Annotated in this window: 19 protein-coding genes; 2 read left to right on the top strand and 17 right to left on the bottom strand. The window is 74.7% G+C overall.

Annotated elements, in window-relative coordinates; all coding sequences use genetic code 11:
- The first annotated feature begins 118 nt into the window (after positions 1 to 118).
- The gene (locus QCD66_RS06890) at positions 119 to 946 is read left to right on the top strand and encodes an SURF1 family protein (RefSeq protein ID WP_375734658.1); all 828 of its coding nucleotides are present in this window, start codon (positions 119 to 121) and stop codon (positions 944 to 946) included.
- A 14-nt stretch (positions 947 to 960) separates the two neighbouring features.
- Here the strand turns inward: QCD66_RS06890 and QCD66_RS06885 are convergent, their stop codons facing one another.
- The 9 genes from QCD66_RS06885 to QCD66_RS06845 form a co-directional block, all read right to left on the bottom strand.
- The gene (locus tag QCD66_RS06885; RefSeq protein WP_375734657.1) at positions 961 to 2,541 is read right to left on the bottom strand and encodes an ATP-dependent DNA ligase; all 1,581 of its coding nucleotides are present in this window, start codon (positions 2,539 to 2,541) and stop codon (positions 961 to 963) included.
- Positions 2,542 to 2,938: 397 nt separating this feature from the next.
- Positions 2,939 to 3,145, bottom strand: a complete 207-nt coding sequence (locus tag QCD66_RS06880) for a hypothetical protein (protein WP_357542576.1) — start codon at positions 3,143 to 3,145, stop codon at positions 2,939 to 2,941.
- A 142-nt stretch (positions 3,146 to 3,287) separates the two neighbouring features.
- The gene (locus tag QCD66_RS06875) at positions 3,288 to 4,655 is read right to left on the bottom strand and encodes a dipeptidase (protein WP_364220646.1); all 1,368 of its coding nucleotides are present in this window, start codon (positions 4,653 to 4,655) and stop codon (positions 3,288 to 3,290) included.
- Positions 4,656 to 4,706: 51 nt separating this feature from the next.
- A complete protein-coding gene (locus QCD66_RS06870; protein WP_357542580.1) occupies positions 4,707 to 5,852 on the bottom strand; it encodes a M48 family metallopeptidase in 1,146 nt (381 codons plus the stop codon).
- A gap of 177 nt (positions 5,853 to 6,029) precedes the next feature.
- Positions 6,030 to 6,782, bottom strand: a complete 753-nt coding sequence (locus QCD66_RS06865; protein WP_407567238.1) for a hypothetical protein — start codon at positions 6,780 to 6,782, stop codon at positions 6,030 to 6,032.
- Positions 6,783 to 6,813: 31 nt separating this feature from the next.
- The gene (locus tag QCD66_RS06860; protein WP_375734655.1) at positions 6,814 to 8,367 is read right to left on the bottom strand and encodes a cobyric acid synthase; all 1,554 of its coding nucleotides are present in this window, start codon (positions 8,365 to 8,367) and stop codon (positions 6,814 to 6,816) included.
- Positions 8,364 to 9,572, bottom strand: coding sequence for a cobalamin biosynthesis protein (locus QCD66_RS06855; protein WP_407567044.1), 1,209 nt, complete (start codon positions 9,570 to 9,572; stop codon positions 8,364 to 8,366). The genes QCD66_RS06860 and QCD66_RS06855 overlap by 4 nt, the downstream gene beginning before the upstream one ends.
- Positions 9,569 to 10,726: an N-methyl-L-tryptophan oxidase gene (solA, locus tag QCD66_RS06850; RefSeq protein ID WP_407567043.1), complete on the bottom strand. Its 1,158-nt coding sequence runs from the start codon at positions 10,724 to 10,726 to the stop codon at positions 9,569 to 9,571. Before solA ends, QCD66_RS06855 begins: the two co-directional genes overlap by 4 nt.
- A gap of 153 nt (positions 10,727 to 10,879) precedes the next feature.
- The gene (locus tag QCD66_RS06845) at positions 10,880 to 11,797 is read right to left on the bottom strand and encodes a single-stranded DNA-binding protein (protein WP_407567042.1); all 918 of its coding nucleotides are present in this window, start codon (positions 11,795 to 11,797) and stop codon (positions 10,880 to 10,882) included.
- A gap of 183 nt (positions 11,798 to 11,980) precedes the next feature.
- Here QCD66_RS06845 and QCD66_RS06840 point away from each other — a divergent pair, with 183 nt between their 5' ends.
- On the top strand, positions 11,981 to 13,006 hold the full coding sequence (locus QCD66_RS06840; protein ID WP_375733203.1) for an alpha/beta hydrolase: 1,026 nt from the start codon (positions 11,981 to 11,983) through the stop codon (positions 13,004 to 13,006).
- Between the two features lie 6 nt (positions 13,007 to 13,012).
- Here the strand turns inward: QCD66_RS06840 and QCD66_RS06835 are convergent, their stop codons facing one another.
- The 8 genes from QCD66_RS06835 to QCD66_RS06800 form a co-directional block, all read right to left on the bottom strand.
- Positions 13,013 to 13,807 carry a thioesterase family protein gene (locus QCD66_RS06835; protein ID WP_375733204.1) on the bottom strand — a complete coding sequence of 265 codons (795 nt, stop codon included), beginning with the start codon at positions 13,805 to 13,807 and terminating at the stop codon, positions 13,013 to 13,015.
- A gap of 74 nt (positions 13,808 to 13,881) precedes the next feature.
- Positions 13,882 to 14,592 carry a sirohydrochlorin chelatase gene (locus QCD66_RS06830; RefSeq protein WP_375733205.1) on the bottom strand — a complete coding sequence of 237 codons (711 nt, stop codon included), beginning with the start codon at positions 14,590 to 14,592 and terminating at the stop codon, positions 13,882 to 13,884.
- Between the two features lie 22 nt (positions 14,593 to 14,614).
- Positions 14,615 to 15,724, bottom strand: a complete 1,110-nt coding sequence (locus tag QCD66_RS06825) for a uroporphyrinogen-III synthase (protein ID WP_375733206.1) — start codon at positions 15,722 to 15,724, stop codon at positions 14,615 to 14,617.
- Positions 15,725 to 15,770: 46 nt separating this feature from the next.
- The gene (gene nirD, locus QCD66_RS06820) at positions 15,771 to 16,106 is read right to left on the bottom strand and encodes a nitrite reductase small subunit NirD (RefSeq protein ID WP_375733207.1); all 336 of its coding nucleotides are present in this window, start codon (positions 16,104 to 16,106) and stop codon (positions 15,771 to 15,773) included.
- Positions 16,107 to 16,176: 70 nt separating this feature from the next.
- Positions 16,177 to 18,750, bottom strand: coding sequence for a nitrite reductase large subunit NirB (gene nirB / locus QCD66_RS06815; RefSeq protein ID WP_375733208.1), 2,574 nt, complete (start codon positions 18,748 to 18,750; stop codon positions 16,177 to 16,179).
- A gap of 68 nt (positions 18,751 to 18,818) precedes the next feature.
- Positions 18,819 to 20,294: an FAD-dependent oxidoreductase gene (locus QCD66_RS06810; protein WP_375733209.1), complete on the bottom strand. Its 1,476-nt coding sequence runs from the start codon at positions 20,292 to 20,294 to the stop codon at positions 18,819 to 18,821.
- Entirely contained in the window at positions 20,291 to 22,447 is a 2,157-nt protein-coding gene (locus QCD66_RS06805) for a molybdopterin oxidoreductase family protein (protein ID WP_375733210.1), read from the bottom strand. The genes QCD66_RS06810 and QCD66_RS06805 overlap by 4 nt, the downstream gene beginning before the upstream one ends.
- Positions 22,444 to 23,808, bottom strand: a complete 1,365-nt coding sequence (locus tag QCD66_RS06800) for an MFS transporter (RefSeq protein WP_375733211.1) — start codon at positions 23,806 to 23,808, stop codon at positions 22,444 to 22,446. Before QCD66_RS06800 ends, QCD66_RS06805 begins: the two co-directional genes overlap by 4 nt.
- Positions 23,809 to 23,884 lie beyond the last annotated feature (76 nt).

The following is a 23,884-nucleotide window of genomic DNA, read 5'->3' as shown; positions in this document are numbered from 1 at the left end:
CCGCCGGTATCGACGCGACCGCCCGCCGCGGGCGACCATACCGGGTAGGGGCAACGACGCGGGGGCGCCGATCCGGGCACCAGAGTAGTGGCTCGGGTCACACGGGTAACCTCGTGCTGTGTACCGGTTCCTGCTGACCCCGCGCTGGCTGGGCATACTCGCGCTGACGCTGGCCGCGTCGGTGGTGATGGTCATGCTCGGCAACTGGCAGTTGAGTCGCTACCAGGATCGGTCGGCGATCAACGAGCGGATCGACGCGGCCGCCCGGCTCGATCCGGTCCCGCTCACCGATGTCCTCACGCCGCCCGCCACGGCCGGCACGGTTGGCCCGGCGCCGCACCCCGACGCGGCGTGGACCAGGGTCACCGTCACCGGCCGCTACGACAGCGCCAACGTCGTCCTGGTCCGGTCCCGCACCGTCGAGAGCCGGGTCGGGTTCGAGATCGTCGTACCGCTGGTGCTCGCCGACGGGACCGCGGTGCTGGTCGACCGGGGCTGGGTGCCGCCCGCGCCGGGTGGCGCGGCCGCGCAGCCCGAACTGCCGCCGACGCCGGAGGGCGAGGTGACCGTCGTCGGGCGAATGCACCTGTCGGAGAGCATGGCGGGTTCGGTCAGCCAGCGGGACGGGCGGATCGAGACCCGCCGCATCGGCGTACCGGAGCTGGCCGCCGAGCTGCCACATCCGACGTACGGCGCCTATCTGCTGGTCGACGAGCAGACCCCGGCCGCCGACCCGGCGTTCACCCCGATCCCGATCCGGCACGAGAACAACTGGCAGAACGGCGGCTACGTGGTGCAGTGGTGGCTGTTCGCCGGGATGGCCCTGGTCGGCTACGGCTACGTGGCCCGCCGGGAGGCGCACACCCGCAGCGGGAAGCGCCGGCCGCGCGGCGACCGGCTGGAGGTCGCGGCGGTGTCGCCGCCCGTCGCCGGCTCCCGCGACTGAGCGGTCCGGCCGGCTCAGCCGCGGTGGATCGCCCGTACGGTGTCGATGGTGTCGGCCTCGCCGGCGGACTTGTCGTCGCGGTAGCGGACCACCCGCGCGAACCGTAGCGCCACCCCGCCCGGATAGCGGGTGCTGCGCTGCACCCCGTCGAACGCGATCTCCACGACCTGCTCGGGCCGTACGGTCACCACCCAGTCGCCGCGCTCGACGGCCAGGCCGAGGAACCGTTCGGTCTGCCAGCGCAGCAGCTCGTCGGTCAGCCCCTTGAAGGTCTTGCCGAGCATGACGAACCCGCCGGTGGCCGGGTCGCGGGCGCCGAGGTGGAGGTTGGACAGCCAGCCCTGGCGCCGGCCACTGCCCCACTCGACGGCGAGCACGACGAGGTCGAGGGTGTGCCGCGGCTTGACCTTGATCCAGGCGGCGCCGCGCCGGCCCGCCTCGTACGGCGCGTCCGGGGACTTGACGACGACGCCCTCGTGGCCGGCGTCGAGCGCGGCGGAGAAGGCGGCGGTCGCCGCCTCGACGGAGTCGACCGTGACGCGGCCGACCAGCAGCGGCGCGGCGACCGCGTCGGCGAGCGCCGCCCAGCGGTCCCGGCCGGGTGCGTCGAGCAGGTCGGTGCCGTCGAGGCGCAGGAGATCGAAGAAGTACGGCGTCAGCGCGCCGCCCGTCGACGCGGCCGGGGTGGCCCCGGTCTTCGCCTGGCCGGCGCCCTTGATCCCGGCGGTGACCCCGCGCCGGGCGCCCCGGGTCGCGGCCCGGGCGGACGTCTCCTGGAACGGCCTGGGCCGACCGGTCGCGTCGAGGGCGATGGCCTCGCCGTCGAGCACCAGCTCCCGGGCGGGCAGGGCGCGTACGGCCGCCACCACCTCCGGCACCCGCGGGGTGATCTCGTCCAGGCTGCGGGTGAAGACGGCGACGTCGGCACCGGACCGGTGCACCTGGATCCGGATGCCGTCGAGCTTGACGTCGACGGCGGCGGGACCGCCGACGGTGCCGAACGCCTCGTCGACCGAGGCCGCGCTCTGCGCCAGCATCGGGGCCAGCGGTCGCCCCACCCGCAGCGAGAACCCGGCGAGCGCCGGCTCTCCCCCGGCCAGCGCCGCGACCGCGACCGCCTTGAGGTCACCGGCGAGCAGCAGGGCCCGTCGTACGACAGCGACCGGCACCCCGGCGGCCCGGGCGACCGCGTCGGCGAGCAGCCCGGCCTGGGCTCCCTGGCGCAGTTCGCCGCTGAAGAGCCCGACGAGGAGTCGCTGCTCGTCGGCGGTGGCGGCGGCGAACAGCGCGGCGAGCAGGTCGCGCCGCCGCGCCTGCGAGCCCGGGCCGGCGACCTCGGCGATCTCGGCGATGGCGGCGTCGACGGACGCCACGGTCAGGGTCGGCTCGGCCGCCGGCGGGGGCAGGTCGCGCAGGCTGGCGTAGCCGACGCCGGTCTGCCGCTGCCGCAGTTCGCCGGCGAGGTAGGCGGAGCCGGCCGGCACCTCGTCGGGGGCCAGGTCGCGCAGGGCTGCGGCCAGCAGGTCTGTCTTGGCCCGCCGGCCGGAGATCGCTCGTACGGCCGCCGAGGTGGCCGCCAGGTCCACGAACCGCATCCGCCCATCGTGGCAGCCACCTGTGCCGCCCCACCGGTCGAGGTGTTGACGACGAGCTGCGCCAGCCGGTGGCCGGTCGCCTCGGACCGCGCGGCGAGGGCCCGTACCCCCAGTTCCACGGCGGGGATCAGGGCGGCGTCGGAGTCGACGGCGGCGACCAGCACGAAACGCCGGCAGCCCAGCCGGCGGACGGCCTTGAGCACGTCGAGCGTGTCGCGGTCACCCTGCCGCAGCGCCGCCCCCGGCCGGCATGCGTCGCCGGCTGCCTTCGGGGCAGTAACGACTGCCTCGAAGGACAACGGCCGCCGGGCGTTCGCCGGCGGCATTCCTGGCGTACGGCCGCCGCCCGGCGTGGGCGTACGGTCGCCGGTCGTCGCCGGGCGTGACGGTGTCGGGCTCAGGCGGCGAGCGGTTCCTCGACCCGCAGCCCGCGGGCGCGGACCTCGTCGGCGACCCGGGACAGCACGGCGTCGAGGGCACAGAGTGCCGCGGAAAGTTCGCCGAGCTGGTCCTGAAGGGTTTCGTCGGACCACGCGGAGACGTGTACGTCCCCCAGAGCACTGACGGCGGCGTCCAGCCGCGCAATGGCCTCGTTAGAACTCATGTTCGAAACCCTAGCGTGCCACCGAACCGGCGCGCAGCAGTTTCACCCCATCGAGCAAGGACTTTTCTCAGGCGGCCGGGACACCCGCCGGGGCCGTACGCCGCCCCGGTGCGCCCGGGCCGGCGTACGGCTCGTCGCGGTGCTAGGGCTGGACGCCGACCTCGGCGACGTTGGCCAGCAACAGCGCCTCGGCCAGGCAGACCCGGGCGAACTCGCCGAGGTGCAGGCTCTCGTTCGGGCCGTGCGCCCGGGCGTGCGGGTCCTCGACCCCGGTCACCAGGATCGCCGCCCGGGGAAACATCTCCTGGAACGTCGCGATGAACGGGATCGACCCGCCCACCCCCATGTCGACCGGATCGGTGCCGTCCCAGGCGGTGCGGAACGCCGACCGGGCCGCGTCGAACATCGGGCCGGACGCGTCGATCACGCACGGCGCCCCGTCGTGTTCGAGGGTCACCGTGACCTGGGCGCCCCACGGGGCGTGCCGTTCCAGGTGCGCGCTCAGGGCGGCGTACGCCTTCTTCGGGTCGTCGCCGGGCGCGAGCCGGATGCTGAGCTTCGCCTTCGCGGCCGGCACCAGGGCGTTCGGCGCGGCGTTGGTGGGCGGGGCGTCGATGCCGAGCACCGCCAGGGCGGGCTTGTGCCAGATCCGGTCGGTGAGCCGCCCGGTGCCGATGAACGACACCCCGTCGAGCAGGCCGGCCTCGGCCCGCAGCCGGTCCTCGGGGTAGTCGACGTTCGCCGCCGCCCGGGCCAGCAGCCCGTCGACGGCCACGTCGCCGGCGTCGTCGTGCAGCGTCGCCAGCAGCCGGGACAGCACGGTCAGCGAGTCGGGCACGGCGCCGCCGAACATGCCGCTGTGGATGGCGTGCTGCCCGGTGCGGACCTCGACGAAGCAGTTGACGATGCCGCGCAGCGAGGTGGTCAGCGCGGGTACGCCGACGTCCCAGTTGCCGGAGTCGGCGATGACGATGACGTCGGCGGCGAGTTCGTCGCGGTGGTCGGCGAGGAGTTGTTCGAGGCTGTCGGAGCCGAACTCCTCCTCCCCCTCGATGAACAGCACCACGCCGACCGGCAGGTCGTCGCCGAACGCCCGCAGCGCGGCGACGTGGGCCAGGATGCCGGCCTTGTCGTCGGCGGCACCGCGGCCGTAGAGGCGGCCGTCCCGCTCGGTCGGCTCGAACGGCTCGCTCTCCCACAACGTCGGATCGCCGACCGGCTGCACGTCGTGGTGGGCGTACAGCAGGACGGTCGGCGCACCGGGCGGGGCGGCCCGGCGACCGATGACCGCCGGCTGCCCGCCGCCGGCACGGACGATCTTGACGTCGAGCCGCAGGTCGCGCAGCAACTCGGCCACCGCCTCGGCAGACCGCTCGACGTGGGAGTGGTCGAAACCGTCGAAGGCGATGCCCGGTATCCGGACCAGGCGCTCCAGATCGGCGCGTACGCCGGGCAGCTCACGCGCGACGGCCGCGCGCAGCTCGGACTCGGTGAAGATAGTTGCGGTCATGACCGCGATCGTAGGCCGAACCTTACCGATCGTGCCGCCGCGCTCGCCCGGTCATCCAGGTCCGTCACTGGCGTCGGACCAGGCGTCGCGGCCTTCCTCGGAGCCGCCCGACGGGGTGCGGGGCTTGCGGGCGGCGCGGGCCGCCGCCTCACCGGCCGCACCGAGCCAGGAGCGGGCCCGGGCGGCCCCGCCGCCGGCCCACTCACCGACGTCGCTCGCCCCGTCGCCGAGCCGGCGCAGCAGCCCGACCAGCGGGTCCTGGGAGCGCCCGAACGCCTCGCGGTAGGACTCCGCGGCCGCTTTGATCTCCTCCGACACCGACGCCGACGAGTCGGAGTCACGGCGTGGGTAGTCACCGGCGAGGACCCGCCCGTACGCCCCGGAGTCGATCCACTGCCGCAGGTCGGCGGCCCGGGCGACCGGCACGGGGTGGCTGCTCCAGGCGGTCATGCGCAGCTTGTGCAGGCTGTCGCGGACGTCCCCGCCGCTCTCGTATTCGGCCGCCTGCTCCAGGAACGCGGCGGTGTCGATCTGGGTCAGGTCGCCGCCGCCGGCGAGCTTCATCAGCAGCCGTAGCGACGCCGCCGGGTCCTGCCCGGCGAGGAGACCGGCCCGGTCGGCGGACAGTTCCGCCTTGCGCCACCACTCCATCATCGCCGCGATGATCGCGCGTAGGGCGATCGCGCCGACCGGCAACCAGCTCAGGTTGGCCGCCCAGCGGGTGAGGATCATCAGGATGGTCTTGTAGACGGCGTGGCCGCTGCGGACGTGGCCCAGCTCGTGCCCCAGCAGGGCCCGCAGTTCCTCGTCGTCGAGCTGGTGCACGCAGGCGGTGTTGAGCACGATGAACGGCTTTTCCAGGCCGATCGCCTGGGCGTTGAGCATCGGCGACTGGGTGACGAAGAGTTCCGGCAGTTCGAGGACGTCGAGGGTGCTGGCCGCCTCGGTGTAGAGGCGGTAGACCCGCGGGTACTGCCGGTGGTCGACCCGGATCGCCGACGCGAGATACGACAGCCGGAAGCCACGCTCGTTCCACATCCCGAAGAACGCCTTGACCACGTCGTCGAAGCCGCGCAGTTCGCGCAGGGCGGTCAGGGCGCCCCGGTCGGCCGGGTGTTCCCAGGCGCGCGAGCTGATCCCGGTCAGCGCCACCCGGCGCCGGGCGGGGGCCGCCGCGGTGTCGTCGCTGGCTGTCATGGTGCGCTCGCAGTCATCGTGGCTCCCCGACTCGGCATTGGGTGGGCTTCCTGCGATGGTGCCCCAGCAACGCCAGCGCGTCTACGCCGATGGCGGTTCCGGCCGGCGTCCCGGCCCGTCGGCGGCCCGGGACGCCCGCCCGTCGGCGGGCCGGGGCGCCCGCCCGCCGGGTCGGGATCACGCCGGCCACCGCGCGCCCCCGATCCGGACGTAGTGCCGGGTGTCATGCGGCACCGCGGGCGCGCCGTCGACGACCAGGTCGGCGTGGTCGGCGGTACGGTCGGCGCGGAAGTGGACGTCCTCGGTCCGGCGCCACCGTTCCAGGTGTGGCCGCAGGGCGGCGCCGTCCCGGGACAGCGCCCGGTCGAGCCGCAGGTCGGCCGGGGCGACGACGAACACGGCGAGGCTCAGTTCGGGACGCACGGCCGCCCGGGCGGCGCTGAACCCCTCCAGGACGACGACCGGCGCCGGGTCGACGACGACCGGGTCCGGGCCGAACTCCGCGCGCAGCCAGTCGTAGCGGTGGTGGGTGCCGGGCCGGCCGGCGCGCAGCGGTCCGAGCACCGACTCCTCCAGCCGGTCCCAGAAGGTGAGCTGGTCGTCCCAGCCGTCGAGCAGGTCGTCGGTGTGCACGACGGTCGCGACCCGCCCGCCCGCACCGCCGGTCGGGGTGGCGCGCCCGGCCCGACCAGCGGCCACGTCGGGGCGGGCCGGATCGGCGGCCAGGTTGGTTCGGGCCGGACCAGCGGCCGGGTCGGTGCCGGCCGGACCGGCTGGCGTGGTCGCGGCCGCTTCGAGGGCGGCGGCGAGCCGGCCGGCGAACCGGGTCTTGCCGGCGCCGCTCGGGCCGTCGACCGCCACCAGTCGACTGCGTCCGACCAGCGGCGGCCCGGCGAGCACCCGGGCGGCCAGCTCGGCGTAAGACTCCAGGGTGCCGGTCACGGCCGGTCCAGGATGCCGGTCACGGCCGGGTCGGTGGGTGCGGGGCGCCGGGCGGGACGAACGGCAGGCCGGCGGGCGGCCCGTCCTCGATGAGCCGCCACAGGGCGTCGGTGTCCAGATGCTCCTCGACCAGGTCGCCGAGCCGGTCGAGGCTGCGCTCGCGGACGCCCTCGAAGGAAGTGTCGGAAGCGACCACGAACCCTCGCCGGCCGGCGAGGCGGGCCACCTCGGTCAGGAACCGGCGCCGGAAGGCGTCGGACTCGAACGCCCCGTGCCAGTGTGTCCCGAAGACGTTGCCGGCGACGGCCCCCTCGGGCCGCCCGTCGAGGTGGGTGAGCAGCGGGGTGAGCCCCGGATCGGCGCGGGCGACATAGCCGTGCCGGATCTCGTAGCCGTGGACCGGGACGGCGTCGAACGCGGTGCCGGCCGACCGGGCCAGGGTCTTGCGCGCGGCGAAGGAGATGTCGACGGGGAGCAGGCCCAGACCGTCGACGGTGCCGCGCCGGCTCTCGACCTCGTCGTGGATCGAGCGGGCCAGCATCTGGAAGCCGCCGCAGATGCCGAGCAGCGGGCGTCCGGCGGCGGCGTGTCGGCACACCACGTCGGCCAGGCCCTGGTCGCGCAGCCAGCCCAGATCGTCGACGGTGGATTTGCTGCCGGGCAGGACGACGAGGTCGGCGGCGGCGACCTCGGCGGGCTCCACGGTCAGCCGGACCCGTACGCCTGGCTCGGTGGCGAGCGCCTCGACGTCGGTGGCGTTGGAGATGCGGGGCAGCCGTACGACGGCGACGTCGAGCCACTGCGTGCCGAGGGGCGGGCCGGGCCGGCCGAGGGTACGCCCGTAGGCGAGGGAGTCCTCGGCGTCCAGCCACAGGTCGACGTCGAAGGGCAGCACCCCGTACGTCGGCCGGCCGGTCACCGCCGTCAGCATCTCGATCCCGGGGCGCAGCAGGCCGAGGTCGCCGCGGAACTTGTTGACCACGAACCCGGCGACGAGCGCCTGGTCGGCGGCGTCGAGCAGGGCTACCGTGCCGAACAGCGCGGCGAACACACCGCCCCGGTCGATGTCGCCGACCACGACGGTGGGCAGCCGGGCGTGCCGGGCGAGCCCCATGTTGACGAAGTCGGAGTCGCGCAGGTTGATCTCGGCCGGGCTGCCGGCGCCCTCGCAGACGACGACGTCGTATTCCGCCCGCAACTCCGTCAGCGTGGCGTGCACGGTTTCGGCCAGGCGCGGCTTGAGTGCCCGGAAGTTGCCGGCGTGGACGTGGTCGACAGCCTCGCCGAGCAGCACCACCTGGCTCGACAGGTCGCTGCCGGGTTTGAGCAGCACGGGGTTGAGCCGTACCTCCGGCGCGATGCCCGCGGCCGCGGCCTGCATCGCCTGGGCCCGGCCGATCTCGCCGCCGCGCCCGTCGGCGCCGACCACGACGGCGGAGTTGTTGGACATGTTCTGCGCCTTGAACGGCGCGACCTTGACCCCGCGCCGGTGCAGCCAGCGGCAGATGCCGGCGGTCAACACGCTCTTGCCGGCGTCGGACGTGGTGCCGGCGACGAGCAGCCCGCCGCTCACCCGCCACCGTCCACCGCTGCTCCACGGGTCACCCGGCCCGGCCCGGCCACCCTGCGCAGCACGGCGCCGCCGGCCGTCACCGCGGCGCCGGCGACCGCGGCGCCGAGCCGGGGCCGGACGCGGCGGCCGGCCGCGCCGGCTGCCGCCGCCCGGACGGTCGCGAGGGCCGCGGCCCCGGCGAGCGCCGCCAGGCCGATCGTGCGCGACAGGGTGGCAGCCCGCCGGATGTGCCGGGCCTCCGGGCGCGGGCCGTCGCCGAGGAACGGCCGGACCTCCGATCGTCCGAAGTAGATGTTGCGGCCGCCGAGCCGCACCCCGAGCGCGCCGGCGAACGCCGCCTCGCACTGCCCGGCGTTGGGACTCGGGTGGTCGTGGCGGTCCCGCCGCCACACCCGCCACGCGTCGGCCCGGTCGCCGTGCACGGCCGGCGCGGCGGCCACCCCGAGCAGCCCGGTCAGCCGGGACGGCAGCAGGTTGGCGACGTCGTCGAGCCGGGCGGCCGGGGTGCCGAACCGTGCGTAGCGCGGCGACCGGTGCCCGACCATCGCGTCGAGGGTGTTGACCGCGCGGTAACCGAGCAGCCCCGGCAATCCGGCCACCGCTCCCCAGAACAGCGGCGCCACCACGGCGTCGGAGGTGTTCTCGGCGACCGACTCGACCGTCGCCCGGGCGAGTTCGGGCTCGTCGAGCCGGGCCGGGTCGCGCCCGCAGAGGTGGCTGAGCCGCTGTCGGGCGGCGGGCAGGTCGCCGCCGCGTAGCGCCTTGTTCATCGCCCCGGCCTCGGCCCGCAGGGTGCGGCCGCCGAGCACCGCCCAGGTGCCGGCCGCGACGAGCGCGGCGCGGGCCACCGGCCGCCGGCGGGTCAGCGCCACCGCGGCGACCCCGGCGAGCACCGGCGCACCGACCGCCACGGCGGTGAAGACCGCACCGGCGACGCGCTCGTCCCGCCGCCCGCCCGCGCTCCCGGTGCGGTCGGCACCGCCCGCGCGGGCAGCCCGGTCGGCCGCACCGCCCGCGCGGGCAGCCCGGTCGGCCGCGCCGCCCGCGCGGGTGGCCCGGTCGGCCGGGTGCAGGCGGCGTTCGAGGGCGCCGGCGGCCTGCCCGAAACCGGCGACCGGGTGCAGCCGGCGCGGGTCGCCCAGCCACGCGTCGAGCGCGTAGCCGGCCAGCAGCCCGACGGCGTCGGCCGCCCATTGGCCCCTCATGCCGCCACCTGCCCGAACCGGTCCGGTGCGAACAGGCTGATGTCGTGCCGGGTGCTGCCGTGCTGGGCCAGGTCGGCGACGATCTCACCGATCACCGGCACGAACTTGAACCCGTGGCCGGAGAACCCGGCCGCGACGGTGACCGAGTCGTACCGAGGATGCGGCCCGACGACGAAGTGCTCGTCGGGGGTGAGGGTGTAGAGGCACGGGATGCCGTCCGGCGGGCCGGCCGAGGCGAGGGCAGGTAGGAGCGGGGTGAGCACTTCCGCCGCCCGGGCGGCTTCCGCCGGCTGCGCCGGGGCGAGGTCGGACCGTGGCACGGCGTTCGGGTCGACGTGCACGCCGGTCTTGACGACGAGACCGCCGCGGTCCGAGCCGGGCGGCGGGTCGGCCCCCGGGAAGCCGTACGCCACCACGCCCGCCGCCGACTCCCAGAGCCAGATCGGGCAGCGGCCGAGGGCGAACCCGGCGTCGGCGACCGGCCAGAAGTGCTGGACCCGTCGCTCGACCCGCAACGGGATGTTCAGATCGGCGATCAGCTCACCGGCTCCGGCGCCGGGGCAGAGCACCAGCCGGCCGGCGGTCAGCTCGCCCTCGTCGGTGCGGACGGTCACCCCGCCCGGACCCGCCGACCAGCCGGTGACCCGTACGCCGTAGCGCAGGTCGGCACCGGCCCGCCCGGCGAGGTCGAGCAGGGTCGCCACCGTCGCCTCCGGCCGCACGAACCCGGCGACCTCCTCGTAGACGCCGACCTCGTCGTCGCGCGGGGCGAACACCGGAAAGCGACGGCGGATCTGCGCGGCGTCGAGCAACTCGTGGGCGAGCCCGTGGGTGCGGGCCGAGGCAAGTGCGCCGGCGACCATCGACGAGTCGGGTCGGCCCAGCATCAGCCCGCCGGTCGGGGTCAGCAGGTCGACGCCGGAGGACCGCTCGATAGCCGCCCACAGTTCGTAGGCCCGGCGCAGCAGCGGCACGTAGGCGACACCCTCGGCGTAGGCCAGCCGGATGATCCGGGAGCCGCCGGCGTGGGCGCCGTTGGTGTGCGGCGGCCGGTACCGGTCGATGCCGACCACCCGGAGCCCGCGACTCGCGAGCTGATGGGCGGTGGCCGCGCCCATGCTGCCCAGCCCGACGACGATCACGTCCGTCCCCATGTCGATCACCTCCTCGGGAAGCCTATGCCCCGGCCGCCCGCCACCCGCTCTGGCGGCGCCGGGTCCCCATCGGCCTCCGGGCGGGCCGCCGGTGGCCGTTCCGCCCACGGCCCCGGGCGGGCTGCCGCCGAACGGCGGCCCGCCCGGTCCGCGTCAGGCCGGCACCGGGACGCGGGCCCGGCCCCGGCGTCCCCGCGCCACCAGACCGGCCGGCTCCGGCAGGTCGGTGCGCGGTCCGGACGCTTCCGGCTGGCCCTCGCCCGGCCCGTCGCCGGCATCCCCGCGCCGGCCGCCGGACAACGGCTCCTCCGGTTCCCCCTCGGTTCCGGACCGTAGGCCGGGCTCGCCTTCCCCCTCGGTCCCGGACCGTAGCCCGGGCTCGCCGCCGGCGCCGGGCAGCCCATCGGCGCCGGGCAGCCCGTCGACACCGTCACCCGGGCCGAACCGGTCGCCACCGCCGGACGGTGCCGGGGCGTCGCCGTCGCCGCTCGCCGCTGCCCCGCCCGGCGGGAACCCGGTGCCGCGCACCTCGGCGAGCGGGTCGTACTGCGGCAGCGGTGCCGCCGGCACGTCGGCGAAGTCCGGATCGTCGTCGAAGAGGCTGTCGCGCCGGGCCGGGGCCTCGGCGGCCGGGACCGGCTCGGTCTCCTGCCCCTGCACCCGCGACTCGGCCTCCGGGTCGGCCACCGCGCTCGTCGACAGCGCCGGCCGGTTGCGGACGAACTTGGCCCGCCCACGGGACAGGTCGTGCCCGACCGCGACGGCCTCCAGCTCGTACATGGTCCGGTGGTTGCCGTCGGCGTCGGTCCAGTCCCGGGTGTACATCCGGCCGACCACGACGACCGGGTCGCCGACCATCAGCGACGAGGCGACGCCCTCGGCGAGCTTGCGCCAGCAGTTGACGCGTACCCGCAGGCTGTTGCCGTCGACCCAGCGGTTGTTCTCCCGGTCGAGCCGGCGCGCGGTCGACGCGACCTTGAAGTTGGCGACCAGGGTGCCGGTCTGCGTCGTACGCCGCCATTCCGGGGCGGTCAGCACATTTCCGATGATTGTCACGTTGGTGTCGTACAAGACCCCTCCACGAATCAGTAGCGGAGCCCCAGACTGGCCCGGCCCCGGCCCGCTCCGACACCACCGGCGCCGGATCTGTGGACCGCCGACCCGCCTGTGGAAAACGCCCTGATCACGGCTCCGTCTGCTACGGAGCCGGCCGCATGCCGCGCCCCGGACCGCCGCGCGCGGTAACGTCGCGACATGAGCGGGAGTTGGGACGAGGACATCCTCGGTCCGTCCTACGAGCGGCGGACCATCGACCTCGGCCACGACGACGAGGGACCGGTCGTCGCCACCCTGGTGCGGCGGCGGGCCACCGATCGCACCGGCCGCGCCGTCCTCTACGTGCACGGCTTCGTCGACTACTTCTTCCAGACCCACCTCGCCGACTTCTTCGCCCGGCGGGGCTGGGACTTCTACGCCCTCGACCTGCGCAAGTACGGTCGCAGCCTGCTCCCCCACCAGACTCCGAACTTCTGCCGCTCGATCGCCGACTACTTCCCCGAACTCGACGCCGCCGCCCGGATCGTCCGGGAGGTCGACGGCAACCGCACGCTGCTGGTCAACGGGCACTCCACCGGCGGCCTGATCACCGCCCTGTGGACCCACGCCCGGAGCGGGACGGACCTGGTCGACGGCCTCTTCCTCAACAGCCCGTTCTTCGACCTCAACGCGTCCTGGCTGGTCCGCCGGCCACTGGCGGCAGCCGTCTCCCAACTCGCCCGCCGCGCCCCGTACCGGATCGTCCCGAGTGGCCTGTCCCCCGTGTACGGCCAGACCCTGCACGCCGAACACCGTGGCGAGTGGACGTACGACCTGCAGTGGAAGCCGCTCGGCGGGTTCCCGGTCCGGGCCGCGTGGCTGGCCGCGATCCGGTCGGCGCAGCAGCGGGTCCGGCACGGCCTGGCGATCGACGTACCCGTCCTGCTGGCCTGTTCGACCCGCAGCTTCCGGGGCACGGTCTACCACGAGTCGGCGTCGCTGGCCGACGCCGTCCTCGACGTCGAGCACATGGTCCGGTGGGCGCCCCGCCTCGGCCGCCACGTCACCCTCGTCCGCTTCGACGGCGGCATGCACGACCTGACGCTGAGCGGCCCGGCCGTACGAGAACGGGTGTTCACCGAGGTCGGCCGGTGGGTCACCGCGTTCGTCGAGTCGGCGGCGACGGAGATGTCCGGGCCGCCGCCGGACGGGTCGACCGGGAAGCCGGTCCCGGCCGCGGAGTGACGCGGGTCAGCGGCGCGCCGGCCGGACGGTGAGGATCTGCTCGGCGTGCCCGACCGGGCCGGCCAGGTCGTGCAGGACGGTGCTGGTCAGGCCCTGCCCGTGGGCGCCGAAGACGACGGTGGTGTCCAGCCCGACCCACTCTCCGGCCGGCTGCCGGAACAGGTGGATCGACAGGTCCAGGTTCGGGAACAGCCACTCCGTCGGCGGCTGACGGGCGGCGATCCCGTTGGCGGTGTCGACCAGGCCGACGAAACGGGCCAGGGTGCTGCTCGGCTCACCGGCGACGAGCCGGGCCGGCGTCGACACCCACGCGGTGGTCCGGCCCGGCGTCGGCGCCCCGACCGGTCGCACGTCCAGCGAGGAGATGTATCCGCCCGACCACGTCTCCGACATCGCCCAGCGGGCCAGGTCGTCGGGGCTGGGCAGCCGCTCGCCCTGACCGCCGGCGACGGACGAGGTGTCGTGGGCGCTGAGCCGCCACACCCGGGCCCGTACGGCGGGCCGGTCCTTGGCGACCACGGTGGCCTCGACGAGTTCGATCGTGCGACCCGGCCGTACGGTCTCCACGTGCAGGTCGAAGTCCTCCAGCCCGACGACCCCGAGGATGTCGACGCTGATCCGGCCGACGACCATGCCGTCCGGTGCCCGGCCGGCGACGTACCGGTCGATCGCGTGCACGATCAGCCCGATCATCGGGCTGATGTGCTGCTCGGTCAGCGCCCACGCGCCACCGGTCAACTCGGTCGGCCGGTAGCGGTTCTCGTCGATCCGGATGAAGTAGCTGTCGGGCTGGGTGGACAAGGCTGAAACTCCTCCGGTGCGCCAGCGGGTCGTCAGGACTCTATTTTCCCAGCCCGCGACCGGCATCGACCGGGTCAGCCGGAGATCACCCCGGAACCGGCCAGGGTGGCGGCGAGGGCCGCCTCGTAGCGTTCGACGACGAGGCCGACCAGGCGCGGATCCGGCCGGCGGCCGTCGAGCAGCGGGCCGGTGACCAGGTCGGCGCCGGCCGACCGGAGCCGGTCGTGGAAGAACCCCGGCGCCATCAGCATCGCCGCGCACACCACCCGCCGCCCCGGACGCCACGACCGGGCGAGCACCGCGTGCAGCGGCTCGCCCGTACCGCCGAGACAGCCGACCTCGACCGGCGCTCCCCACAGTGCCGCGACCCGGCGGGCGGTCTCCTCGACGGCCGGCCGGGCCCGTACGTCGCTGGAGCCGGCCGCCGCCAGGACCACCGTGTCGTCGGTGCCCGCACCGCAGCCACGCAGCCGGTCGACGAGGACCGCCGCGATCCCGTCGTCGGGGGCCAGCGCCGGCGCCGCGACCGCGCCGGCCGCCGCGACCGCGCGGGCGACGTCGACGTGTACGTGGTGTCCGGGCGCCAGCAGCAGCGGCACGACCACGGCCGCCGGGCCGGCCCTGTCCAGCACGGCGCCGAGGTCCGGGGCCTGGACGTCGACGAACGCCTCGCGGACGTCGAGGTCGGGCCGGCGCCGGCGGACCGCGCCGACCAGCGCCCGGATCGCGGCCTGCCCACGCGGATCCCGGGTCCCGTGGCTGACGGCCACCAGCGGGCGGCTCACACCCCCGCCCCGTTCCGCCCGCTCACGACGGAACCGCCAGCCGGTATCCACGCTTCACGACGGTCTGCACGACGTCCCGACCGACGATGTCACGCAGCCGGCCGACCGCCATCTCCACCGTGTGCGGGTCGCTGGAACCACCCGGCAGGTCGGCGAGCAACTCCTCGCGGGACCGCACGGCACCGGGCCGCTCGGCCAGCGACCGCAGCAGGCAGAGGCCGCCCGGCGACACGGGAAGCACCCGGTGGTCCAGGGTCGCCGCGGTGGCCCGGATCCGCAGCCGCCCGGCCGGTGTGCCGATGCTGTCGGAGTCGTCGCCGAGCCGCATGATGATCGCCCGGACGAGCGCGCCGAGCCGGGCCCGCTCCGGGACGATCGGCTCCAGTCCCGCCGTACGCAGCGGTTCGGCGGTCACGTTGCCGACCGACGCGAAGACCGTACGCCCGCACCGGCCGACCGCGACGACCTGTTCCGCGACCTCCTGCTCGCGTACGGCCCGCAGCCAGGCCGCCGCGCCCGGGGCCGAGGTGAACGCCACCGCGTCGTAGCCGCCGGCGGCCGTCTCGCGCACCGAATGCTGCACCGCGGTCGGGTCCGGCGGCGCACCCCACCGGTAGACGACCAGCCCGGTCGTGGCCGCCCCGGCCGCCGTCAGCCGCTCCTCCAGCCCGTCGTCGCCGGCCCCGTGATGCTGTACGACGACCCGCTGCCCGCCGATCCCCTCGGCGGACAGGAAGTCGCCGATCTCGGCCGACGTCTCCGACTCGGCGACCCAGTCCGGCGTCAGCCCCGCCGCCTGCAGGGCACCCCGGGCCTTCGGCCCTCTCGCGATGAGCCGGCTGCGGGACAGCGCCTTGACCAGTTCCTCGCCGAGTTCGGAGGTCTCGGCCACGTCCAGCCAGCTCCGGAACCCGATGCCGGTGGTGACGACGACGATGTCGGCCGGGGCGGCGATGAACTCGCGGGTCCGGTCGAGGACCGTCGCCTCGTCAATGTGTGACTCCACCCCGATCGACGCGGCGATCGTCACCGAGGCGCCCCGCCGCTGCAACGCCGAGGCCAGTTCGTCGGCGCGGCGCTGCGCCGTGACGAGGACGCGGGTCCCGGCCAGCACCGGCCCGAGCCCGGTCACGGTGCCCCCTCGCTGCGCTCGCTCACGACCCCCTCGCTGCGCTCGGTCACGGCCGCACCTCCACCCAGCCGTCGGTGACCCGGGCCGGCCAGACCCGGAGCCGGACCGTCGGGTCGTCCAGGCACTCGCCGGTGCGCAGGTCGAAGACCTGCTTGTGCATCGGCGAGGCGACCGTCGGCCGCTCCCCGCGCGTACCCACCAGCCCGCGCGCCATCACGTTCGCGCCGCTGAACGGGTCGCGGTGCGCGACCGCGTGCACCCGGCCGGTGTCGGCGAGCAGGAAGACGGCCACCTGCTCGTCGTCGACCAGCGCCGCCCTCCCCCGGTCCGGCACGAGATCACCGACCGCACACACCCGCCGCCAACCGGCCCGCTCGCTCACAGCGTCACCTCGCTCCGCTCGGCACCGCCGTGAACGACACTGAACCAACCGGCCCGCTCGCTCCGCTCGCTCACAGGACGCCCGCCGTCCGGACCGGCAGCGAGCCGCCGGCGATCAGGACCGCGCGTTCGGCCCGGGTCGCGGGCCGCTTCTGGCCCCTTTCCCGTACGTACGCCAGATCCGGGTCGGGTTCGTCGGCGGCGTTGACGAACGAGCTGAAGCCGCGCAGCTTCTCCGGGTCCCGCAGCGTCGCCGCCCACTCGTCCTCGTAGCCGCCGACGTGGGCGCTCATCGCCGCGTCGAGGTCGGCGGCGATGCCGAGGCTGTCGTCGAAGACGACGGCGCGTACGGCGTCGACCCCACCCTCGACCGACTCCAGCCAGGGTGCGGTCCGTTGCAGCCGGTCGGCGGTACGGATGTAGTAGATGAGGAAGCGGTCGATGGCCTGGACCAGGTCTTCGGTCGACAGGTCCTCGGCGAAGAGGACGGCGTGCCGGGGCGTGAAGCCGCCGTTGCCGCCGACGTAGAGGTTCCAGCCCCGGTCGGTGGCGATGACGCCGACGTCCTTGCCGCGCGCCTCGGCGCACTCCCGGGCGCAGCCGGAGACACCGAGCTTGAGCTTGTGCGGGGAGCGCAGCCCCCGGTAGCGCAGTTCGAGCGCGATCGCGAGGCCGACGGAGTCCTGTACGCCGTACCGGCACCAGCTCTGGCCGACGCACGACTTCACCGTGCGCAGCGACTTGCCGTACGCGTGGCCGGACTCGAAGCCGGCGTCGACGAGCCGGGACCAGATCGCCGGCAGTTGCTCGATCCGCGCCCCGAACAGGTCGATCCGCTGCCCGCCGGTGATCTTCGTGTAGAGGTCGAAGTCGCGGGCCACCTCACCGATCGCGATCAGGCCCTCCGGGGTGATCTCACCGCCGGGGATACGGGGCACGACCGAGTAGGTGCCGTCCTTCTGGAGGTTGGCCATCACGTGGTCGTTGGTGTCCTGCAACGCGGCGTTCTCGCCGTCGAGCACGTGCCCGTGCCCGAGCGAGGCCAGGATCGAGGCCGCGACCGGCCGGCAGATGTCGCAGCCACGCCCCCGGCCGTGCCGGTCGAGCAGTTCGCTGAACGTGGTGATGCCGCTGACCCGCACGATGTCGAACAGCCGCGCCCGGCTGTGGGCGAAGTGTTCGCACAGGTTGTCGCTCACCTCGACGCCGGCCCGGGCCAGTTCGGCGTTCAGCAGCCGCTTGACCAGTGGCACACAGGACCCGCAGCTGGTGCCGGCCTTCGTGCACGCCTTCACCCCGGCGAGGTCGGTGCGGCCCTGGTCGGTCACCGCGCGGCGGATCGTGCCGGCGGTGACGTTGTTGCACGAGCAGACGGTGGCCGCGTCCGGCAGCTCCGTCGACGAGGGCGGCTCGACCCCGTCCGGCAGCAGCCAGCCGGTCGGGTCGCCGCCCAGCGAGCCGCCGACCATCGGCCGCAGGCCCGTGTACGCCGACGCGTCGCCGACCAGCATCCCGCCGAGCAGGGTCGACGCGTCGTCGCTGAGGACGAGCTTCTTGTAGACGCCGGCGACCGGGTCGGCGTACACGACCTCCAGGCTGCCGGCGGTGGCCGCGAACGCGTCGCCGAAGCTGGCGACGTCGACGCCGAGGAGTTTCAGCTTCGTGGAGAGGTCGGCGCCGGTGAAGGTGGCGGCGCCGCCCACCAGCCGGTCGGCGACGACCTCGGCCATCGCGTACCCGGGTCCGACCAGGCCCCAGACCCGGCCGGCGACGTGGGCGACCTCGCCGACGGCGAAGACGTCGGGGTCGCTGGTGCGGCAGTCGGATCCGGCGAGAACGCCGCCGCGCTCGTGTACGGCGAGGCCGGCGGCGCGGGCCAGTTCGTCGCGGGGCCGTACGCCGGTGGCGAAGACGACCACGTCGACCCCGACGGTGTCGCCGTCGGCGAAGACCATCCGGGCGACGTTGCCGTCCCGGCCGGCCCGCAGGCTCGACGTCGCGGTCGAGGTGCGGACCGTCACGTCGAGTCCCTCGACGATGCGCCGCAGGGCCGCCCCGCCACCCTGGTCGAGCTGCACCGGCATGAGCCGGTCGGCGAACTCCACGACGGTCGTCGTGGCGCCGAGCGCGGTGAGCGCCCCGGCGGCCTCCAGCCCGAGCAGGCCGCCGCCGACCACCGCGCCGCGCACCGGCCGGCCGAGCTGCTCCTGCCGGCGCAGCACCCAGGTGCGCAGGCCCGCGACGTCGTCGACGGTCCGGTAGACGAAACAGCCGGGCAGGTCGCTGCCCTCGACCGGGGGAACCGTGGCGTAGGAGCCGGTGGCGAGCACGAGGGCGTCGTAGCGGTGCGCGGTGCCGCGGGCGGTGACCGTACGCCGGGCCGGGTCGATCGCGGTCACCGGTGTGTCGCGGTGCAGCCGGACCCCGGGCCGGGTCCACAGACCGGGGTCGCCGAGCAGCAGGTTGTCCGGGTCCAGGTCGGCGAAGTACGAGGTCAGGGCCACCCGGTCGTACGGGCGGCGGCTCTCCTCGCCGAAGACCGCGATGTCCCACTCCGTGTCGGCGCCGCGTTCGACCAGTGCCTCGACCAGGCGCTGTGCGACCATGCCCGCTCCGGCCACGACGAGCCGCTTCCTTGCCGTCATGGCTCAGACCGTAGGGATCAGGGGTTTCATGTCTTCGCTCCCGCTGTTACCGGCCAACGACGGTTGCCTCACGCGGCGAGCCGGCTGGCTGTGAGGGGCGGATCGGACCGCTCCAGCCACCGCGCGATCCCGCACACCAGTTCGCGACAGCCGCCGCAGCCGCTGGTGGCCCGGGTGTCCGCCACCAGCGCGTCGACCGACGTGCACCCGTCCGACCAGGCGTGGACGAGGTCGCCCTTGGTGACGCCGTTGCAGCGGCAGACGGTGGTGGACGAGGGCATCGTCGTCGGCGACGGGTTGGCCTCGCGCGGGGCGTCGGCGAGCAGGAGCGCGAGCGGGTCGGGCGGCACGATGCCGGGGCGGTCGTACTGGCTGGCCAGCCGCGCCGCCATCTCCGGTGCGCCGACACAGGTCAGCCCGATCAGGGTGCCGGCGCGGACGACCACCTCGACGTGGCGGCGGGCCCGACGGTCGTCGAGCACCAGCACCCGGTCGGCGTCGCGGGCCGTCGAGGCGCGTACGCCCATCGTCACCACGCTCATCCCGACCGCCTTGAGCCGCATCGTCGCACCCTCGATCGGGATGGGCCCGACCGGTTCGCCGCGCAGCAGCCGGCGGGCGAGGGCGCGGGCCTGGGCCCAGCCCGGCGCGATCAGGCCGCTGACTCCGTCCGGGGTCTGCGCGCAGTCGCCGATCGCGGACACGTGCGGGTCGCCGGTACGCAGTTGGTCGTCCACCACGATCCCCCGGTCGGTCGGCAGGCCGGCGCGGGCGGCGAGGTCGGTGTCGGGGCCGGCGCCGCAGGCCAGGACGAGCAGGTCGCAGTCGACCCGCCGGCCGTCGGCCAGCCGTACGGCGGTGACGTGGCCGCCGTCGGCCTCGACCGCGACGAGTTCGGCGTCCCGGACGAAGCCGATGCCGAGGTCGCCGGCGGTGCGGGCGACGATCTCGCCGACCGGCTCGTCGAGGTCGCGGTTCAGCATCGCGGACTCCGGGGCCAGCAGGCTGACGGCGGTGCCGCGATGCCGCAGCGCGCAGGCGACCTCGACGCCGAGCGGTCCGACCCCGACGACGATCGCGTGGCGGGCGTTGAGCGCGGCGGCCGAGATGTCCCGTACGTCGTCGACCCGCCGCACGGCGTACGCCCCGCCGGGCAGCCCGTCACGCAGTCCCGGTACGTCCGGTATCCGGGGGCGGGCGCCGGTGCACAGGACCAGGTGGTCGTAGCCGATCCGGTCGGTGTCGGTGACGACCTCGCGGCGGGCCGGGTCGATGGCGCGGACGGGTGCGTCGAGGCGTACCCGGACCCGGTCCGGGTCGAGCCGGGGCAGCTCGATCCCGGCCAGGTCGATCCGGCCGGCGAGGAGTTCCGACAGCATGACCCGGTTGTACGGCTCGTGCGCCTCGTCGCCGAGCAGGATCACGTGGAGGTCGCCGCCGGCCCGGTCATCAGCGGCCCGGGAGGCACCGGCCCCGGCGGCGCGGACGAGTTCGTCGGCGAGCCGGTGGCCGACCATGCCGGCGCCGACGATCACGATCCTCACCGCGGCACCTCCCCCGCCGTGCCGTCGGCGACCTCGACCCGGACGGCGCAGACCTTGAACTCCGGCATCCCCGAGACCGGGTCGGTCGCGTCGTTGGTCAGGGCGTTGACCATGCCGGCGTCGGCGAAGTGGAACGGGACGAAGACGGTGTCGGGCCGGATGTCGGGGCTGATCCGGGCCGGCGCGACCATCGAGCCGCGGTCCGAGGTGAGCCGCAGGTCCACCGCCGCGTCGATCCCGAGCCGGTCGGCGAGGTTGGGGTGGATCTCGACGTACGCGTGGGGCTGGGAGTCGTTGAGCCGGGCGACCCGGCGGGTCTGCGCACCGGACTGGTAGTGCTGGAGCAGCCGGCCGGTGACGAGGTAGACGGGGGCGTCGGCGCGTACGTCGTCGGCGGGGCCGACCGCACGTACCGGCACCATCCGGGCCCGGCCGGTCGGGGTCGGGAACCCGTCCCGGAACAGGCGCGGGGTGCCCGGATGGGTCTCGTCGGGGCACGGCCAGTAGAGCGCCTCCCCCGCGTCGAGCCGGGCGTAGCTGATGCCCGCGTAGTCGGCGCGCCCACCGGCGCTGGCCCGGCGCAGCTCGTCGAAGACCTCGCGGGGTTCGGTCGACCACGTTCCGGGCGCCGCCAGCCGGCCGGCCAGCCCGGCGAAGATCTCCAGTTCGGAGCGTACGTCGGGCGGCGGGTCGACGGCCTTCCGGCGGCGCAGCACCCGTCCTTCGAGGTTGGTCATGGTGCCCTCCTCCTCGGCCCACTGGGTGACCGGCAGGACGTAGTGGGCGAGCCGGGCCGTCTCCGACGGCACCAGGTCGCAGACGACGACGAGGTCCAGCGCCTCGATCCGGCGGCGGACCGCCGCGGCGTCCGGCGCGCTGACGACGATGTTGCTGCCGTGCACGAACAGCGCCCGTGGCCCGCCCGGGGCGCCGAGCATCGACAGCAGTTCGACGGCCGGCACGCCCTTGCCGGGGATCAGGTCGGGGTCGACGCCCCAGACCCGGGCCACGTGGGCCCGGGTCGCCGGGTCGTCGATCATCCGGTAGCCGGGCAACTGGTCGGACTTCTGGCCGTGTTCGCGGCCGCCCTGCCCGTTGCCCTGGCCGGTGATCGCGCCGTACCCGCCCCGCCCGGCCCCGACGGCGCCGAGCGCCAGCGCGATGTTGATCGCGGCGGTGACCGTGTCGGTGCCGTCGACGTGCTGCTCGACACCGCGCCCGGTCAGCACGAAGACGCCGCGACCGCCCCGGTGGGCGGCGGCGTCGGCGAGCAGCGCCGCGACCCGGCGCAGTCGCGGCTCGGCGACGCCGGTGACGTCCGCGACCCGCTCCGGCCACCACTCGGCCACGCTGCGGCGTACCCCGTCGAGGCCGTCGACCCGGTCCCGCAGGTAGGCCAGGTCGGCGAGCCCGCCCCCGAGCACGAGGTGCAGGAGCCCGAGCAGCAGTACGAGGTCGGTGCCGGGCCGGGGTTGCAGGTGCTCGCCGGCGCCGTCGTCGGTCAGCCGGGCGGTCGACGAGCGGCGCGGGTCGACGACGACGAGCCCGCCCCGTTCCCGGACCGGGCCGAGGTGCTGGACGGCGGGCGGCATGGTGTCGGCCAGGTTGCTGCCGAGCAGCAGGACGGCGTCGGCGTCGCGCAGGTCGGTCAGCGGGAACGGCAGTCCACGGTCGACACCGAGCGCCCGGTTCCCGGCCGCCGCGGCCGACGACATGCAGAACCGTCCGTTGTAGTCGATGAGCCGGGTCCGCAACGCCAACCGGGCGAACTTGCCGAGCTGGTACGCCTTCTCGTTGGTCAGCCCGCCGCCGCCGAAGACGGCGATGGCGTCCGGGCCGTACGCCGCGCGCAGCGCGCCGACCCGGGCGGCGATGTCGTCCAGTGCCTCGTCCCAGCCGACCGGCTCGAATCCCGACGCGGTGCGACGCAGCGGGGTCGTGAGGCGGTCCGGCACCCGCAGCAGCTCGGTGCTCGTCCAGCCCTTCTGGCACATTCCGCCGTTGTTGGTGGGAAATGCCCGGGGTTCGGCGGCGAGCGGCTCACCGTGCAGGCGCTGGGCGCACTGCAGCGCGCAGTACGGACAGTGGGTGTCCGTGCCCGAGATTGCCGGGGTTCCCTCGCCGCGCTCGGTCACCGCGCCGTGCCCGGTCACACGCCCGCCTTCGCCATCTCGGTGCTCCGGCGCAGGTAGAACCACCAGGTGACGGCGATCATCACGGCGTAGATGCCGACGTAGACGAACAGGGCCGGCTCGATCGACCCGAACGCCGACGTCGACCATCCGTACGTCCGCGGCACCAGGAACCCGCCGTACGCGCCGACCGCCGAGATGATCCCGATCGCGGCGGCGGCCTGGCGTTTCATCGTCGCGGTGGCGGCGGCGTCGGCCGGGTCCACACCGTGCCGGAAGATCGCCGGGATCATCCGGTACGTCGAGCCGTTGCCGACCCCGGTCGCCAGGAACAGCACCATGAAGCAGGCCAGGAACAGCCCGAAGCTGCCCACCCGCAGCGCGCCCACCACACCGAGCACGCCGAGCCCCATCGCCAGGAAGCTGGCGGCGGTCACCACCCCACCGCCGACCCGGTCGGCGAGCCGGCCGCCGATCGGCCGCACCAGCGATCCGACCAGGGCGCCCAGGAACGCGTACGTCGTCACGTTCACCTCGGGGAACTGCCCCTTGATCAGCAGCGGGAAGGCGGCCGCGTAGCCGATGAACGAGCCGAACGTGCCAATGTAGAGGAACGACATCACCCAAGTGTGCAGGCGCTTCGCCGCCACGACACTGGAGCCGAAGTCGGTCCGGGCCACCGACAGGTTGTCCATGTAGCGCCAGGCCAGGAAGGCGGACAGCAGCGCGAGCGGCACCCACATCCAGCCGGCCCGGGCCAGGTGGATGCCGGCTCCGGCGGTCACGACCGCCGACACCACGAACGGTGCCTGCACCACCGCCACCCCGATGTTGCCGCCGGCCGCGTTCAGGCCGAGCGCCCAGCCCTTGTCCTTTTCGGGATAGAAGTACGAGATGTTCGTCATCGACGAGGCGAAGTTGCCGCCGCCGACGCCGGCCAGTGCCGCGACGAACAGCATCGTCCCGAACGACGTACCCGGGCCGGAGACCGCGAACGCCAGCGCGACGCACGGCACGACCAGGACCAGCGCGGACACGATCGTCCAGTTCCGGCCGCCGAACTTCGGCACCGCGAACGTGTACGGCAGCCGCAGCGTCGCCCCGACCAGGTTCGGGATCGCGACCAGCCAGAAGAGCTGGCTCTCGGTGAACGCGAACCCGACGCTGTTCAGGTTGACCGCGACGATGCTCCAGATCACCCAGACCGAGAAACCCAGGTGCTCGGCGAAGATCGACAGGACGAGGTTGCGGCGGGCGACCCGCCTGCCGGTCGACGCCCAGAATGCGGGATCTTCCGGCTCCCAGTGGTCGATCCACCGGCCGGTACGGCGGGACGGGTTGCGGTCGGTCGTGTCGGGGCGGACAGCGGTCGGGAAGGCCATGGCTGCTCCGTGGTCGACGACCCGGCCAGCGCCGGATCTGGTGACCGCGAAGCTTAGAACAGGCTGTTTCGGACTC

Origin of the sequence: Polymorphospora sp. A560, assembly GCF_045781765.1 — a bacterium.
GTDB lineage: Bacteria > Actinomycetota > Actinomycetes > Mycobacteriales > Micromonosporaceae > Polymorphospora > Polymorphospora lycopeni.
The sequence above is the reverse complement of the archived record's forward strand: the minus strand, read 5'-3'. Positions and strand labels throughout refer to the sequence as shown.

Excerpts from the sequence above, each read along its gene's own strand:
- QCD66_RS06880 (WP_357542576.1), bottom strand. The coding sequence starts at position 3,145 with ATGAGTTCTAACGAGGCCATTGCGCGGCTGGACGCCGCCGTCAGTGCT.
- nirB (WP_375733208.1), bottom strand. The coding sequence starts at position 18,750 with ATGACGGCAAGGAAGCGGCTCGTCGTGGCCGGAGCGGGCATGGTCGCA.
- QCD66_RS06885 (WP_375734657.1), bottom strand. The coding sequence starts at position 2,541 with ATGCGGTTCGTGGACCTGGCGGCCACCTCGGCGGCCGTACGAGCGATC.
- QCD66_RS06800 (WP_375733211.1), bottom strand. The coding sequence starts at position 23,808 with ATGGCCTTCCCGACCGCTGTCCGCCCCGACACGACCGACCGCAACCCG.
- QCD66_RS06870 (WP_357542580.1), bottom strand. The coding sequence starts at position 5,852 with ATGACAGCCAGCGACGACACCGCGGCGGCCCCCGCCCGGCGCCGGGTG.
- QCD66_RS06875 (WP_364220646.1), bottom strand. The coding sequence starts at position 4,655 with ATGACCGCAACTATCTTCACCGAGTCCGAGCTGCGCGCGGCCGTCGCG.
- solA (WP_407567043.1), bottom strand. The coding sequence starts at position 10,726 with ATGGGGACGGACGTGATCGTCGTCGGGCTGGGCAGCATGGGCGCGGCC.
- QCD66_RS06855 (WP_407567044.1), bottom strand. The coding sequence starts at position 9,572 with ATGAGGGGCCAATGGGCGGCCGACGCCGTCGGGCTGCTGGCCGGCTAC.
- QCD66_RS06840 (WP_375733203.1), top strand. The coding sequence starts at position 11,981 with ATGAGCGGGAGTTGGGACGAGGACATCCTCGGTCCGTCCTACGAGCGG.